A 16,046-nucleotide genomic window follows, 5' to 3' on the forward strand; every position below is an offset into this window, starting at 1 on the left:
AAGTTGTTATTTGCTTGCATTTTCGTTATCCGTTTTGGTATCTGATCTGTTTAAGTATCAGTGCCGTGAAAGTTTTTTGATGAGAACGATGTTGTTGCCTCATCAGGACTTTCATTTAATAAACGAAAACGACTTAAAAATTCATTATAATTTCCCGCTAAAATTCGGCGGATATGAAAAGGGGCTTTGGTGAGTACGTAGCTCATGTAACGGCTAGCGGCTTCACTTTCATTGCCATCGTATATATCGACGTATACCCAACCTGACGTAGGGTCATTAGCGATTAATAAATGGCGTTTACTGTGTTGTTCTTTAGCATTTTCTGAAAAATAAGGTATTTGAGTCACTTTGACATGTACGACTTCATCTTCACTTAAATCGTTAGCGCGATTTAACACTTCACGCATTGCTTTAGGAGAGAGATCTGAAATAAGTTGCTGGTGCTCTTGGGTATCTTCTAACAATACTTGCACTGTTGTTGGTTCTACAGCGCTGGTATCGTCTGCATTGTTGCTCTCACCATTATTTTCCATGTCTGCAAGGCGAGAAACACCGTGACGCTTTAAACATCGCTGTAAGCCTGCTCGCGATACACTGGCATTAATAAATGATTTACAGACAACCAACAATTCATCAAGAGAAAGTAATAAGCGTGTTCGAAGCTCAACCACAACATACTCTTGTGCTTCACTTAAGGTAGTGTTTAATTGCTTTGGTACGTGAGACGCATCAGCGAGAGAGGCTCGTTTACGCCATTTACGGATGGTAGATTCTGACACCTTTAATAGACGTGCAAGCACGGCCGTGGGTAAGTCAGATTCATGGATGAATGCTCTCATCTCTGGCGTGGTAGTTGCGTTAGCGTGTTGAGTAGATGCCGTTTTTGGTTGCTTGCTCATTATCATCCGTCTAATATTTACCATCAATAATTATTCGTAAATTACTTAACGCGGCTAATATACACACGTTTCAAATCCAATACAATCACCCGATACAAGCTTTTCTAATTTATAGACTAAGGTATGAGTTGAACTGTTCGACCAGTCAACCACCAATCTGTTCTATTACGAAAGAATTAGTATTAATTGCTATCACTAATGACAGACAGCGGGTTTGCGCTAAATCAAACAACTTAAAAAAACTCATAAAAACGAATTACCCCCTGCACTGTTTATGATAAAATATTGCCTCACCAGATGAACCACGCAATAAATCAACAACACAAGCCACCGATACTTTTATGACTTCTTTTTCTCAATCTGAACTCTCCACTCGAACAAAAGAAAAGCTCGACCTTGCTGCCAATGAAATTCATATATGGGTAACCAAACCGGAAGAGTTACTCGGCAATGATGAGTTATTAGCAACCTACTCAACATTATTAACGAGTACAGAAACAGCCAAACAGCAACGATATAAGTTTGCTAAAGATAGACACGATGCCTTGATTACTCGCGCTTTCATACGCGATTTATTATCTTATTATGCTGATGTAGCACCGCAAGATTGGCAGTTTGAAAAAGGTAATAAAGATAAACCTGAAGTTATTAATTGCCCACTGCCGCTGCGCTTTAACATCAGCCATACAAAAAATCTTATAATTTGCGCGGTAACGCTTGAGGATGATATCGGTTGTGATGTTGAAAATACCGGCCGCAACAATAATGTATTAGCGATTGCTGAACGTTATTTTTCTTCTAAAGAAATAGATGAACTTTTTGCGCTGCCAGAAGCACAACAACGCAATCGGTTTTTTGATTATTGGACATTAAAAGAGTCTTATATTAAAGCTTGGGGTTTAGGTTTAGCGATACCACTCGCTGATTTTAGTTTTAAAATTAACGATACCGAACATAATCATAACGGTTTATTTACTATCAAGCAGGACATTAACCTAAGCTTTGCTGAGCATAGAGTAGATGAACCACAAATTTGGCGTAGCTGGTTAGTTTACCCAACGGCTGCCATAGATGAAAAACAAGAACACCGCATCGCTGTATCGTTAAGAGCAACCAGCGACAATCAAAAAACTGACTACCAATTACGTTTCTTTAATACCCTGCCCCTACTTGGTTATCAGGAAATCTAAAACTACTTTCATTACCTTAGTTATTTTGTTGTGCGTGGGGAAAATAAATCAAGACAACCAAGCGTGCCGAATTTTCACCAGCACAATAGCTATTTAAGGTTTAGATAAAACGCGATTTAGGCAACTAACTCGCGTTTTTTATTTAAGAGAATAAATGAGTTTATTTCGTTTTATAAAAATCCTTTTAATGAGTCAAACTAATAGTACAGAGTCTAAAATTTCTGTTTATCTAATTATTCAGCAGAGCAGAAAATATTATCCAGTAAGCCCAATAACCACAGGTGTAACGGATTATTATTTGAGCGTTGATGCCAGGCAACAATAACGTCAAATTTTGGTGGGTTTTGTTCAATTTCTATCGCAACTAACTTAGGATCAGGTAATAGTCTCGATGGTAAAAATGCAATGGTGTTGGTCGCTTCAATAATGGTTGATGCAGCAGAGAAGCTAGGCACGGACATCAGTATATGTCTTTTCATTCCTTGTTTAGCAAACCAAGAGTCATGTGAGCCTTTTAAATTCGGTCTTGAAGGCGAGATAACAATTTGTGGCAGCTGTGCTAGTTCTAACAAGCTATATTTTTTCCCGCGATAAATTGAATTACTCCCTGTTACGCATACATGATGGTCTTCAAATAAACGCTTGTTCGGGTAGTTGTCAGGAATAAATTCAGGAAAAGTAAACACAAGATCAAGTTCACCCGTCACCATCAGTTGGTTTAAATTATCCGACTCAAAATCCCTGATGATCACTTTTAGGTTTGGTGCTAACGCATTCACTTGCGTTAATAACATTGGAAGAATGGTGACTAGCGCATAGTCTGATGAACTTATTTGTAATATTCCTGAAAGCTCAGCAGGGTTGAATTTTTCGCCGGTAATTAAGTTGTCGATATCCGCCAATATCTGATTTACCCGATGTTCCATCCTTTCTGCAACTTGCGTTGGAATTACGCCATTACTGGTGCGTATAAACATTTCATCATCAAAGCTATGTCTAATTTTTTTCAGTTGCTCACTAATCGCTTGTTGAGTTAAGCCCATAATATGAGCAACTTTTGACAAATTTCTTTCCTGAAGTAATAGCTGTAATACGCGCAATTGTTTAATGTCTAGTCGATTGATACCACTCATTTTTGTATCTCCAACAAGTTTATATTGTTTTCATTTGTATGAAAGGAAGATTAGCATACATCCCATCAAGTTAATTCGTTATTTATTGAGCTTAATTGGACCTTATTATGTTATTGAATGCCGTAAATCAAAATCAGCCGACCATTGCAGCTGAAATCAATTATATCAAGCCAAATATTCAAGCGACGTTTGATTTATCAACAAGCAAAAAAAGTGCCGACACTCTTACCGAACAAGTGGATAAACGCGTGGTTGAAATTACGGATGCTCGTTTATTAGCGAAAACTGCGACACTGAAAGAAGATGGTTTTGGTTTAGTTGCCAATAAATATCATATGGCTGATTATTTTGATGACGCTATGGTTAGCACTGAACTTTATCCGCAAATCATCAAACATCTTATGAGCTTAACCAATGCCAGCAAAGGCGTGGTATTCGACCATACAATTCGTTCGGTTGAAGACAAGCTTCATCGCGCTGAAAAACGCTCTCCTATTCATACGGTACACAACGATTATGTCGCTAGCTCTGCACAACATCGTTTACATATTGAACTTGAAAAACAGGGCTTAAAGGCGAGTGATTATCATCGCTATCAATTTATTAATACTTGGATACCGCTAGTTGATGTGGTGTTAGACAGCCCACTTGCATTTGCGGATATGCGCAGTGTTACTTCAGAGCAATCACATTTGCTTCAGGTTGCATATCCTGATCGTGTTGGGGAAATTGAAGGTTTTAGTTATAACCCAAACAATCGTTGGTTTTATTTCTCTCGAATGACATCGAAAGAACAACTTAATTTTAAAGTATTTGATAGCGACAAAAGCAATGCAGTTAATAGAACTCCGCATAGTGCTTTCTTACTGCCTTCGGTGGCTGAAAACGTGCAAAGTCGCGTCAGTATTGAGTTGAGAACTATTTTGTTATTCAACAAATAAATCAACTGAAATCATATTAAAAATAGCCTATGTGGAAATACCAAACTTTAGCCACGTACGTAACAAACAGCACAAGAACATTATAAATCAGGCACTTAGTGGTGCTAGTAATGCTGAAAAAGCGGTGACAGCATTGGAACTCATTTATTAGTCACCGCTACGATTATATTAACTTTATTTTGGAGTAGTAACGCATGACATTTTCACCTTTATTTACAGCAACAGAGCTTGGCCCTTATACCCTTAAGAATCGTATTGTTTTTCCGCCATTAACACGTTCTAGAAGCTCTCAACCGGGAAATATTCCTAACCAGTTGATGGCTAATTACTATTCGCAACGTGCTGGCGCTGGCTTTATGGTCACTGAAGGCACTCAAATTGAACCAAGAGGGCAAGGTTATGCGTGGACACCCGGTATTCATAGTGCCGAGCAAGTTCAAGGATGGAAACAGGTAACACAAGCAGTACACGATGCGGGTAGCATTATTTTTTGTCAATTATGGCATGTTGGTCGTGTTTCTCATACATCATTACAACCAAACCAAGCAGCACCTGTTGGCCCATCAGCATTGAAAGCTGATGCGGTTAAAGTTTTTATCGAAACTGCACCAGAGCAAGGCGCATTAGCTGATCCAAGTGAGCCTCGGGCACTATCAACTATTGAAGTTGAGGAGCTGGTACAAATGTACAAACAAGCTGCGGTAAATGCTAAAGAAGCCGGCTTTGATGGCGTTGAATTACATTGCGCTAATGGTTATCTGGTGAATCAATTTATTTCTGAACATACCAACGATAGAACTGATAAATACGGTGGTAGCTTAGAGAATCGCTTACGATTTTTAAAGGAAATAACGCAAGCCGTTGCTGACGTTATGGGGGCTGACAAAGTAGGCGTAAGGTTCGCGCCATTATTTGAAAGTACTGATGAAGTGCGGGTTTATTTAGGTTTAGTAGAAAGCGATCCGCATGCAACCTATATCGCAGCCATTAAAGCGCTAAATGATATTGGTATCGCTTATTTATCACTTGCTGAAGCGGATTGGGATAATGCGCCTGATTTACCTGAAGACTTCTACAAAGCCGTAAGAAACACCTTTGACGGTTTAGTGATGTATGCCGGTAAATATACGCCAGAAAAAGCATTAAGAATCTTAACTGAAGGCAATGGTGATATTTTTGGCTTCGGTCGCCCATTTATAGCTAACCCTGACTTACCAGAGCGTATTAAGAACGAATGGTCGTTAAACGACGTTGACCCAACAAGCATGTATGGCGGCACTGATAAAGGTTATACCGATTACCCTGTGTACGCTTTATAAGCCGTTTTTATAAAAGCGGGGCATGAATTATTTTCTGCTTAGACCAACGTATTTATAAATTACTTTTTTGAAAAATTTTAGGATATAACAATGTTAAATTTCAGTTTTAAAAACCCAACCCGTATTCATTTTGGTGAAGGGCAAATTGCCGCTATTTCCAAAGAAATCCCTTTAGACGCTCGAGTATTATTGGTTTATGGCGGTGGTTCAATTAAAGGTAATGGCGTCTATCAACAAGTGAGTGATGCACTTACAGAACATACTTGGTTTGAATTTTCAGGTATCGAACCAAATCCAACCTATGACACTTTGATGAAAGCGCAAGAAATAATTAAAACAGAAAACATTGATTATTTACTTGCTGTTGGTGGCGGCTCAGTTGTAGATGGCGCTAAATTTATTGCCGCAGCTGCACTTTATGAAGGTGACGATGCTTGGGATATTCTTGCTAAACAGCAAGCCGTCACAAAAGCATTACCTATTGGCGCGATATTAACCTTGCCTGCAACAGGCTCTGAAAGTAATGGCAACGCAGTGGTAACACGTGATGGTAATAAACTACCTTTCAAGAGTCCTTTGCTTTGTCCATTATTTGCGGTGTTAGACCCTAACGTGACCTTGTCATTATCAGATCGTCAAATCAGTAATGGCGTTGTTGATGCCTTTATTCATACCATTGAACAGTATTTAACTTACAGTGTAAATGGCAAAGTGCAAGATCGTTTCAGTGAAGGTTTAATGCAAACCTTGATTGAAGAAGGGCCTAAAGCGTTGTTACCTGAGACTAAAAAAAACTTAGAAGTTCGAGCCAATATTATGTGGTCGGCAACGATGGCGTTAAATGGTCTTATCGGCGCGGGTGTACCACAAGATTGGTCAACGCATATGATAGGTCATGAACTTACCGGTGCTTTTGGTATCGACCATGCACGCACTCTATCCATTGTATTGCCTGCGGTAATGAAAGTTCGTAAAGAGCAAAAACGTGAAAAGTTACTACAATATGCAGCGCGCGTTTGGCAGATAACTGATGGTGAAGACAACGCACGTATTGACCAAGCGATCCGTTTAACTGAAGAGTTCTTCGAAACAATGCAAGTACCAACACGTTTATCCCACGTGGATCTTGGTAGCAAAGATATCGACTTGCTGATTGAACGATTAGAGCAACATGGTATGACGGCATTGGGCGAAAATGACGATATTACCTTAGCAATAAGCCGTGAGATTTTATCTCAAGCATTGTAATTAAAAGACAGACATAAGTGGCGTGTGCATTACTTTAAAAGGTTCACACGCAGACTTTTTTAATAGCTCTCAACACTATCTCTTTACATTAGCTCTTTCTTAATATGAATGAACATGATTCAAACAACTGATATAAATCACTAAATGGTTTTGGCATCTAGACCTTTTGGCGCGCCAATAGCTGAAAACTTTACGCTGGTAAATAGCGAAAAACCAACACCTAAAGCCGGTGAAGTATTGCTTCGCACTGTTTTTCTTTCACTCGACCCCTTATATGCGCGGGCGAATGAATGAATGATGCTAAATCTTATGCAGACCCTGTTGCTTTAGATGAAGTCATGGTCGGCAGTAGTGTTTGTCGAGTAGAAGAGTCAAGCCATAGCGATAATAACAAAGGTGATTGGGTTGTCGCTTTTGGTAACTGGCAAGATATTACCGTTGGCTATTTGCCCCTTCGTCGCTTATTTTAACCAACTATTATTTGCCTCTTAGTGAAGCGTTAGTTTTCGAACAGCGTAAACTTAAATGATAGTTCTATATTCATAAATTGTAACAATTCTAATGGTTTACTTGTTCACTATTTGTGTGTCAAATAGTTCCTTAATATCATTGTACTTTAGCAATGAAACTCTAAAATTATTCGATGGATATAAATACAATGAATAAAATAAAACTACTTTCAATGACTGTTGCAGTTTTTACTTTTTTCTTATCCGCTACTGGTCATGCCGAATCCGTAACAGGTAAAGAATACCAAGCAGTTGTAGAAACGGCTTATAATTATTTTAATGGGGCTGCAAACGGGGATCAAAAGCTTCTTTCAAAAGCCTTTGATTTGGAGTTTGGTCATGTAAAAATGATTAGTGTTAACAAAGAAACTGGAAAAGAAATCATTAGGACTGTTCCGTTAAAAGAGTTCTCTGGTTATTTCAAAAAAGCGACTAAAGATACATGGACAGCGAATATTCTGTCAGTTGATATAGTTGATGACAAAATGGCGATGGTGAAGCTTGGCTTTGATACGCCAAAAACACATTACATTGACTACCTTGTAATGTACAAGCGCGAGAATGAATGGCGCATAATCAATAAAACATTTATAGCAAAGAAAAAATAGTAGTTAAAGTAAACTAACAAGAACTTCAAACGGAAAAAATACAGTTGGCGGTGTTTCTCCCTCAAACATTTTAGCCAACTATTTTTCGCCGCTTAAGGTGACGTTATATCTCTAGGAGTTTGTGTTGATTATTATTGAAACTGAAAGATTATGTGTTCGTCAAATTACGAATGAGGATGTTGATAACCTATCAAAAGTATTAGCTGATCCTGTCGTAATGCAATACTCAACGGTAGGTGTTCACACCGAACAACAAATCTATGATTATATAGCGAACTGCAAAAATCAATATGACTTAAATGGTTATGGCCATTGGGCAATTTTTAACTCTATTACTGATGAGTTTGTTGGAGTGTGCGGTCTTAATAAACATAAAGTAGATACTGATGATGTTATACATATAAATTATCGTCTTGCTAGGGACCAACAGGGTAAAGGTTATGCTGTTGAGTCTACATTTGGTGTATTAGATTTTGCTAAAAATGCCTTAAACCTTAAAGTGGTGCACGCACTAATAGAGCCAACGAATATTAGCTCTGTTAAAGTGATAAACAGAACAGGCTTTCAATTTATTAAATCTTCTGTATTTCGTGGTTTCGAAGTAGACATATATCAAGTGTCTTTATAAAACGAGATCTAACAAGAACATTAAACGTAAAAATTAAAGTTGGCTGTTTTTGTTCTGATCTTGTACCACTTTGGTGGGCAATAAATTTCCCCATAACTGGGCGTTATATTCTAAGAGGTTTACATGAAGTTTGCAGTATTATCTGATATTCACAGTAATGTATTTGCATTAGAGGCAGTGATTGCTGACGCAAAAAAACATTCCGTTGATTTGATGGTAAATCTAGGTGACATTCTTTATGGTCCTATTGCACCTAAAGCGACTTATGAACTATTAATGCAATATGAAATAGTTACCATCTGTGGGAATCAAGATCGCCAGATATTTGAGGCGACAGCAGCAGAACTTGCTTCAAATCCGACAATGAAATTTATCATTGACGATCTTGGCGATGAGCCAATTACTTGGATGAAATCATTGCCGTTTGATGCTCAATTAAACGCTGATGTATATTTATGCCACGGCACACCTGACGATGACTTAACCTATCTACTCGAAAATGTTGAGCTTGGCTATGCTCGTTTACGTTCTGATAGCGAAATAATAAAACTTCTAAACGGTCAAAACTCTACACTTATATGTTGTGGTCATACACATACTCCTAGAACTGTTTCTTTAACTACAGGGCAAACAATCATAAACCCTGGCAGCGTAGGTTTGCAGGCATACACAGATGATGAGCCAATTGTTCATTCAATGGAAAATTTCAGTTCGATGGCATCATATTCCATAGTAGAGAAAACTGAAGATAACTGGAATATTAAACATATAAGAGTACCTTATGATGTAAAGCTCGCTGTTGCAGAATGTGAAAAACGAAATAGAATGGATTGGGTTCATTTTTTAACAACTGGACGGCGAATATAATAATAATTGCAAGAAGGACAAAATACAGTAGGCTTTTTGTTCACTCCGTTAACCTATGTTAGCCAACTATAACTTTACACTTATGTAAGCGTTAAAAATCAAACATCCCTAAGGAGCAAATTCTCAAATGGAATTAGAAATCAACATTATTGACGCATTCACAGATGTTGCGTTTAAAGGAAATTCAGCAGCAGTAATTATTACAACCGACTGGCTATCTGATGAACTTATGCAGTCTATTGCTATTGAGAATAATCTTTCAGAAACCGCTTATGTTAAAAAAATTGATATTCACAATTATGAAATTCGTTGGTTTTCTCCTATCACTGAAATTGATTTTTGTGGCCATGCCACATTAGCATCTTCATTCGTCATTTTTGCTAAAAACGATAATCTACTAAATATTAATTTTTACGCTGAAGCGGTAGGTGATTTATCTGTTACGAAAATGGATAGTGGTTATATTCAAATGGAGTTCCCAAGTAGACCACCTGAAAGTATTAGCGATATACCAGTAGCATTATTAAATGGCCTTTCAATCAAGCCGATGGAAGTTTTATTAAATAACCAAGCATACTTTGTTGTTTATGAGAAAGAGATTGATGTGACTTCAGTCGTTCCAGATAATGAGTTATTAAAGCAACTCGCTCCACATGATGTTGTTGTCACCTCTAAATCAAACGATTATGATTTTGTTTCTCGTTATTTCTGGCCAGCGAATGGAGGTGATGAAGACCCTGTTACAGGCTCTATCCATACGGGTTTAGCTCCTTATTGGGCAGAAAAGCTGAATAAATCTAAACTAATTGCATATCAGGCGTCTAAACGCGGCGGTAAAATAATATGCAATGTTGCAGATAATAAGGTTTATCTTTTAGGTAAAGCTGTGCAGTATTTAAAAGGTACCATTGAAGTTTAGTCGTTCTTACTTTATGACAAGAAGGTCAACAAGGACACGTAACAGTTGGCTACGTTTCGCTTCGCTACCCAATATTAGCCAACTATTATTTAGCCTGTTATTTGGGCATTATATTGCACTTAAGCATTGGAGTTTAAGTCAACTTCAGTAGTTCAATTAAACACATTTAACTTTAAAAGGAATAATTAAAGTGCCACATGCCTTCAAGCTACAACAAATAATACCCAAGTTATCAATATCTTTAAATAAACTCGTGTTATTGAGCTGCTTGCTTGTGATTATATATTTTGGATACGAAAGATATGAGCAGCATACCGCTGAGCAAACAGAAACATCGGTCCTGATTTTAACCCCCAAAGTGAATGATATTTATTTCTTAGACTTCAGATTACTCAGTGATAAATTAGAACGAAAAAACAAATATAAATTAGCTAAGGTTGTACGTGTTAGTGATGATAACGTAGCCATAGTTTATGGAAGTTTTTTCTATCAATGGCAATATTCTGTGGTAAATAGCATTCAGTATGGTGATTTAAGTAATGATGATTATTTTATGCTACTACCCGAATATATTCCCTTTACCAAAATTAAAGAAATGAGGGATAATGGCGCTATTTATTTGGTTAAACGACCTGTCAGAAGTAAACTCTATGGCAATTTTGTTAGCCACTAATTAATGTTAATATAACAAGGAGTTAAAGTTTTTCTATCTACATGAGCTAATAATTAGCCTGGCAATTTAAAGGAATAAATTCATGTGTAATAAAAATAAATATCTGTTAACAGTATGTCTATCTCTAATCAGTGGTTGTAGTTCAAGCTCTTCATTCCAAAGCAATGCTAAAGTACCCGAAACTAATTATTCACAAAACAATTCGAATGAATGCAGTAAAATTGATCCAGTAAATACATCATTATTAACATTGGGAGTTACAGGTTTTGCTACTTTAAATCCTATTGCTGCCCTTATTGTTGGTGGCGCAACGTATTTTACAGTAGACAGTGGCGTTTTCGACTGCAATAAGAGTGACTAATTAAAGCTAATAAATAAGAAGTAAACCCGTTGGCTGTTAAGTTCTTCCACACTTTAGCTAACTGATTTATGCCTATTAATCGAACATTAACTGGACATTATTCAAACTCAACATTCAGGATGAATATATATGTTTCGATGGCTTATCTATGTTTTTATACTCGCAAATTTAAGTGGGTGTGTTACTCCCGTCAGCTCAAGCTGTATGGATTCACAAAAACACCAAAACCCAAATGCTAATACCCCTCACAACACCAGCAAGTGCAGCGCTACCGATGCAGCCGTATATGTTATGGCCGCAACACTTAAAACCTTAGAAGATAAAACAACTAAGGCAGACGTTAAAGAAGCGGTTAAGTGTTCTGATATGGTAGGAAAATCTCAAAAAGAATGTGTTCGCAAAGAGAAAAAATCATATGATCCTTTAGATGAATTGTGAGTCAAATTTATATAACAAGGCATTAATTTACCAAGGAGTAGGTATGTCGTTCAGAGGGAATAAATTCTATATTGCTAGCTTTATTATATGTACAATTCTGGCAATTATAGTGCAGCAAATGCGAACTGATCTTTTTGGTATTAATAACCTTTTGGATACATTTCTAGGTTCTGCTCCAAGTTTTTTATATTTATTTGGAATCTTATCTGTTATTCCAATGGTCCTACCAAACATTAAAAAATTGAATAAGTCTGTTTTAATAGTTACCGCGGGGGCATTAACTTATGAAATAGAGCAATACTGGACTTCAATGTTTTTTGATTTAAGTGACATTATTGCAACAATACTTGCTGCCTTGTTAATGATTTTTTTACATAAAATAATCGCAAGGTAGTATAACAAGCGTTTTAACGGGGGAAGTGAAGTTCCCCCGTTTTAGTGGACACCTCCTCATAACATTGAGGAGGCTAAAATGCCTAGATATACCCAACCTAAAAAGACGTGGTTTTACCCTGTTAATTTCAAAATTAAAGCTGTCGAGCTAAGCTTACGAAACGACATGTTATCTAAGGATGTTGCTCAAGCGTTGGATATTCACCCGTTAATGCTAAGCCGTTGGCGTAAAGAATACCGAGAAGGGAAGTTTAAAAAAAACCAACACTATCAGAGCAATAGTGAACTCATGAGTAAAATCCCCACAAAGAAAGAACTAAATAAAATTAAACAGCTGCAAAAAGAAAACGACCGTTTAAAAATGGAAAATGATTTACTAAAAAAGTGGCAACGGTATCTGGCGGAAGTCCATCAGAGCGATTTGGATTCATCGAAAAACACAAAGAAGCCTTAGGTGTTAAATACCTTTGCTCATGGCTTGATGTCTCTCGTAGTGGCTTTTATGCATGGCGACGACGTCCACGTTCAATGCGTGCTATTAATGATGCGGATTTACTTTTAAATATCAAACAAGTCTTTAATAACAATCATCAAACCTACGGCAGCCCACGCGTATTTCATGCATTAAAGCGTGAAGGTATTACAACGAGTGAGAAGCGTGTTGCACGGTTGATGCGAGAAAATGGCTTACGCGCTAGAGCGCTCAAGACTTATAGCAGGCCAGCTAAGGTGAAGTTCTTTTATAAAGCGATCAAAAACAATCGTAAAAACATAAGTAAGCCTGATGCTATCAATCAGCAATGGTCGGGAGATATTACGTACCTGAAAGTAGGATCGCGCTGGTATTACTTAGCCGTTGTATTAGATTTATTTTCACGTCGTATCATTGGTTGGGCTTTTGGTCAGAACAAATCAACAGCGCTGACACTGAAAGCGCTGCAGCTAGCAATAAAGAAGCGTAAACCGACACAACCCTTGTTATTTCATACTGACAGAGGCGCTGAATATCGAGCACATGTAGTGCAGCAGTTCTTAGTTAAACATAACATTACGGCGAGTATGAACCGTCCAGGTTGTTGTACTGATAATGCTGAAGTTGAATCATTTTTTCATTCATTAAAAGCTGATTTAATCAGAGGGAATGTCTTCGCGACTACTGATAAATTACATTCAAAATTAAAAGGTTACATGAACTATTTTTACAATAGACAACGATTGCATTCAAGTTTAGGATATAAAACACCTGCTGAGTTTGAATTGGCGGTGAATTAAAGTGGATGGTGTCCACTTTATCGGGGGAAGATCAAAGATCAGGTTTTATGCAATTAAATATTAAGGAAGCCCGTTCTAGTTTTGCTGGTGATATGTCAGCTGTATTTGCTAGTATTTTGACTGGATCCACTATGAGTGGCTATGAAATAAATTATAGTTTCTTTATTAGTTCATTTGATATTGTTCCTGGGTTAATAAGCTTTATTATTTTTGCTTTAGTGCTCTATCCATTTAAGAAGTTTTTTGGATGGTTATATTCGGCCTCTCCAGAAAATAAGAGATAAAAAATAGAAAGTGTTACTGGTAACTGAGCTAACAAGAATTTCAAACGTAATAACATAGATGTATGTTTTCATTGCGATAACCTTTTAGCCAACTATTTTTCCGCTTAAAGTAGCCATTAATGCAGGCCATCTATTCAAATGATTAGCCTTTATCGCTTCGACATTTTATTTATAGTGTGGTCCTTGTTTCTGTTTCCTTTTGTGGTATTTTAGAAACATAAAATATTTTGTATTTTTGGTTACACTGTTTTTGCCTAAATGGATTTAGTGCACTTCGCTTAACTCCCCCTAGGTTTTATAACGACTGTTTATATTTTCGCTAAATCAGTTTTATATAAACGACTCAAATTCATGGCTTGCTGTAAAGCAGCGTTCGGCTTCAATGATACTTAAAATTTTAGCCAACAATTACTTGGTCTGCTATTTGGAGTTCATGTGTACAAGGAAAGTTTAGGTTTGTGGAATTGTCTGAGTTACTTAAAACGAGATATTAAATTTAGAGCTTTCTTAATTGCTTTAGGTTTATTGATTGGTACTCACCTTTTAATAAGTGATAACCTCGATCAATTTAGTTTATCTAGATTCAAGGAAGGTGCGATATTTATGATTATTATTATCTGCGTTTTTATTCCTTGGCATTTATTTGATAAAGAAGATTGATGATGTGCCTAATGTACACTTGAAAGCTAATAAATAAGGATACAAAACAGTTAACTTTTTTTGGTCCTCAACATTTTAGCCATCGATTATCTGTCACTTAAGGTGGCGTTATATTTTACAAGGAAGTTATATGAAACATTTAGCATTATCGTTATTTTTTAGTTCTGTATTAATTGGTTGCCAATCCCAATACCTTATACAACCAGCCATTGAAATAAAGGAACCTGAGCTATCTAAATATTGGATAGCAAAAGATGGTGGAATTTCCTTTAAAGCATCTTCCGGTAAACTACCAAGTGAAAATGGCACAGTATTTATAAACTACCTTATTGATTCAAACGGTAAGGTTTTTAATCTAAAGGTTGTCAATTCTACTCCTAGTGACGCATGGAATAAAATTGCACTTAAGTTGTTAAAACGAACAACATATATAAATACTGAAACCAATTTAATTAAGGCCCCGGTAATAGTTACAACGAAAGTTGTATTTGATATATATTAAAATATCATCACTAATCAACATAATGCGCAACCCTTGGTTTCGCTTCGTTTAACATTTTAGCTTACTATTGCTAGCCTTTTGATGAGAGGTTTATCTGTAAAGGATTATCAAATGTCTCAAGTAGTCATTAAAAAAGAAATTCATTGGCCGAGTTTATTCTTCTTTTCAATCGCAATATCTAATTTCATTTCAGGTATTTATCAATCAATGCCATCTAATTTTTTATTAGCCATTGGTTTTTGTTGTATGGGTTATTCAAGTATCCGTTTTCTCCCCTCAAAATTTTTTACCCAAAAACTTTCTTTTGCTAAAAAACCTGAAAAAAATTGTCGTAAAGTTGACTTAATAATTCAACTATTCGGTTTTGTATTTGTTGTGATTGGATTAGTTGTGCAATATATTTACGTATAACAGTTAACAAATATCCCCCTTTTATTTGGGCATTATGATGAGTCGATAGAGTAGTGTTAAATTTTAAACTTTCCTCCATATGGGGATTTGCCGGAATGGCAATTGGATTATGTGCTTTTTTATTTAATTACTACATGGTCCCAATATCATTACCAGGATATAAAGTATTAGTTTCTCCTGCTATATTCACTCTACGTTTTTTTAGTGAAGAAACTTATTTTGCGCCAAAAATGATACTTTTTCTTTCTGGCCAATTTGTAGGGTACTTTTTATTGGGTTGTATTGTTCAACTTATTAAACAAATAACACTACGTAAAAATAAGTCATTATAAGCTAGTTGATATGACAGAGAGCAATTGGCTTTTTTATTCCTCAACAATTTAGTTAATCATATTTAGCCTATAAATCTAACCTTTGCTTACCCTATTCAATCGATTACAGGAACTTTTAATGCGAAATATCTTTCTTACTATTATTTCATTCAGCCTTTTTATTTCTTCGGCGAGTGCCAGTTATATTGATGGTAATTTATTGAAATCAATGTCTGTTGCTCCAGTTAGCGAAAATGCCCATCTGCAATTTGTAGGGTATGTAGTTGGAGTTATTGATTCAAATAAACAAAATAACTTATGTGTAGATGTTCCACCAAATGAGTTAACCCCCTTATTAGATATCGTAATAAATTACCTCGCTAATAATCCTGAAAAACTTAATGCCTCTGGTAGTGATTTAATTGTTGAAGCACTTATTCCAAAATACTCATGCACGTTTACACCAAAAAGCTAATAAGA

At 36.5% G+C, this 16,046-nt stretch carries 19 protein-coding genes and 1 pseudogene; 18 read left to right on the top strand and 2 right to left on the bottom strand.

The annotated features are described in order from the left end of the window. Window positions 1–50: 50 nt before the first annotated feature. On the bottom strand, window positions 51–899 hold the full coding sequence (locus CPS_RS24325) for a transcriptional regulator (protein WP_041737040.1): 849 nt from the start codon (window positions 897–899) through the stop codon (window positions 51–53). Between the two features lie 341 nt (window positions 900–1,240). Between CPS_RS24325 and CPS_RS13895 the strand changes: the two genes are divergently transcribed. Beyond that, the gene (locus CPS_RS13895; protein ID WP_011043893.1) at window positions 1,241–2,089 is read left to right on the top strand and encodes a 4'-phosphopantetheinyl transferase family protein; all 849 of its coding nucleotides are present in this window, start codon (window positions 1,241–1,243) and stop codon (window positions 2,087–2,089) included. A 233-nt stretch (window positions 2,090–2,322) separates the two neighbouring features. Here the strand turns inward: CPS_RS13895 and CPS_RS13900 are convergent, their stop codons facing one another. Beyond that, on the bottom strand, window positions 2,323–3,222 hold the full coding sequence (locus CPS_RS13900) for a LysR family transcriptional regulator (RefSeq protein ID WP_011043894.1): 900 nt from the start codon (window positions 3,220–3,222) through the stop codon (window positions 2,323–2,325). 107 nt (window positions 3,223–3,329) lie between these two features. Here CPS_RS13900 and CPS_RS13905 point away from each other — a divergent pair, with 107 nt between their 5' ends. The 17 genes and pseudogenes from CPS_RS13905 (at window position 3,330) to CPS_RS14000 (ending at window position 16,041) form a co-directional block, all read left to right on the top strand. Continuing rightward, complete coding sequence (locus tag CPS_RS13905; protein WP_011043895.1) at window positions 3,330–4,163, top strand: CmcJ/NvfI family oxidoreductase; 834 nt, start codon at window positions 3,330–3,332, stop codon at window positions 4,161–4,163. Window positions 4,164–4,357: 194 nt separating this feature from the next. After that, window positions 4,358–5,482, top strand: a complete 1,125-nt coding sequence (locus tag CPS_RS13910) for an alkene reductase (protein WP_011043897.1) — start codon at window positions 4,358–4,360, stop codon at window positions 5,480–5,482. A 90-nt stretch (window positions 5,483–5,572) separates the two neighbouring features. After that, a complete protein-coding gene (locus CPS_RS13915) occupies window positions 5,573–6,730 on the top strand; it encodes an iron-containing alcohol dehydrogenase (RefSeq protein ID WP_011043898.1) in 1,158 nt (385 codons plus the stop codon). Between the two features lie 144 nt (window positions 6,731–6,874). Next, a pseudogene (locus CPS_RS23440) lies at window positions 6,875–7,170 on the top strand (NADP-dependent oxidoreductase); the annotation flags it as partial. Window positions 7,171–7,388: 218 nt separating this feature from the next. Then, complete coding sequence (locus CPS_RS13925) at window positions 7,389–7,847, top strand: nuclear transport factor 2 family protein (RefSeq protein ID WP_041737044.1); 459 nt, start codon at window positions 7,389–7,391, stop codon at window positions 7,845–7,847. A gap of 121 nt (window positions 7,848–7,968) precedes the next feature. Beyond that, entirely contained in the window at window positions 7,969–8,475 is a 507-nt protein-coding gene (locus tag CPS_RS13930; protein WP_011043900.1) for a GNAT family N-acetyltransferase, read from the top strand. A 123-nt stretch (window positions 8,476–8,598) separates the two neighbouring features. After that, the gene (locus tag CPS_RS13935; RefSeq protein ID WP_011043901.1) at window positions 8,599–9,342 is read left to right on the top strand and encodes a metallophosphoesterase family protein; all 744 of its coding nucleotides are present in this window, start codon (window positions 8,599–8,601) and stop codon (window positions 9,340–9,342) included. A gap of 127 nt (window positions 9,343–9,469) precedes the next feature. Beyond that, window positions 9,470–10,261 carry a PhzF family phenazine biosynthesis protein gene (locus CPS_RS13940; RefSeq protein WP_011043902.1) on the top strand — a complete coding sequence of 264 codons (792 nt, stop codon included), beginning with the start codon at window positions 9,470–9,472 and terminating at the stop codon, window positions 10,259–10,261. 274 nt (window positions 10,262–10,535) lie between these two features. Further along, complete coding sequence (locus tag CPS_RS13945; RefSeq protein ID WP_138140293.1) at window positions 10,536–10,934, top strand: hypothetical protein; 399 nt, start codon at window positions 10,536–10,538, stop codon at window positions 10,932–10,934. A gap of 82 nt (window positions 10,935–11,016) precedes the next feature. Beyond that, window positions 11,017–11,295 carry a hypothetical protein gene (locus tag CPS_RS13950; protein WP_011043904.1) on the top strand — a complete coding sequence of 93 codons (279 nt, stop codon included), beginning with the start codon at window positions 11,017–11,019 and terminating at the stop codon, window positions 11,293–11,295. A gap of 204 nt (window positions 11,296–11,499) precedes the next feature. After that, window positions 11,500–11,733 (top strand): hypothetical protein, encoded by a 234-nt coding sequence (locus tag CPS_RS13955; RefSeq protein WP_041737046.1) that lies wholly within the window; start codon window positions 11,500–11,502, stop codon window positions 11,731–11,733. A 43-nt stretch (window positions 11,734–11,776) separates the two neighbouring features. Beyond that, window positions 11,777–12,127 carry a hypothetical protein gene (locus tag CPS_RS13960; protein WP_138140294.1) on the top strand — a complete coding sequence of 117 codons (351 nt, stop codon included), beginning with the start codon at window positions 11,777–11,779 and terminating at the stop codon, window positions 12,125–12,127. A gap of 78 nt (window positions 12,128–12,205) precedes the next feature. Then, window positions 12,206–13,398, top strand: a protein-coding gene (locus CPS_RS23445; RefSeq protein ID WP_076611770.1) for an IS3-like element ISCps9 family transposase whose coding sequence is annotated in 2 segments (ribosomal slippage) — window positions 12,206–12,511 and window positions 12,514–13,398 — 1,191 coding nt in all. Because the reading frame shifts where the segments join, the coding sequence is not laid out codon by codon here. Window positions 13,399–13,445: 47 nt separating this feature from the next. Then, a complete protein-coding gene (locus CPS_RS13975; RefSeq protein ID WP_041737048.1) occupies window positions 13,446–13,682 on the top strand; it encodes a hypothetical protein in 237 nt (78 codons plus the stop codon). Window positions 13,683–14,472: 790 nt separating this feature from the next. Continuing rightward, complete coding sequence (locus CPS_RS13985) at window positions 14,473–14,844, top strand: energy transducer TonB (protein ID WP_011043909.1); 372 nt, start codon at window positions 14,473–14,475, stop codon at window positions 14,842–14,844. A gap of 111 nt (window positions 14,845–14,955) precedes the next feature. Continuing rightward, window positions 14,956–15,255: a hypothetical protein gene (locus CPS_RS13990; RefSeq protein WP_011043910.1), complete on the top strand. Its 300-nt coding sequence runs from the start codon at window positions 14,956–14,958 to the stop codon at window positions 15,253–15,255. Window positions 15,256–15,705: 450 nt separating this feature from the next. After that, a complete protein-coding gene (locus CPS_RS14000; RefSeq protein ID WP_011043912.1) occupies window positions 15,706–16,041 on the top strand; it encodes a Rap1a/Tai family immunity protein in 336 nt (111 codons plus the stop codon). The last annotated feature ends 5 nt before the right edge of the window (window positions 16,042–16,046 follow it).

Origin of the sequence: Colwellia psychrerythraea 34H, assembly GCF_000012325.1 — a bacterium.
Taxonomy (GTDB): Bacteria; Pseudomonadota; Gammaproteobacteria; order Enterobacterales; family Alteromonadaceae; genus Colwellia; species Colwellia psychrerythraea_A.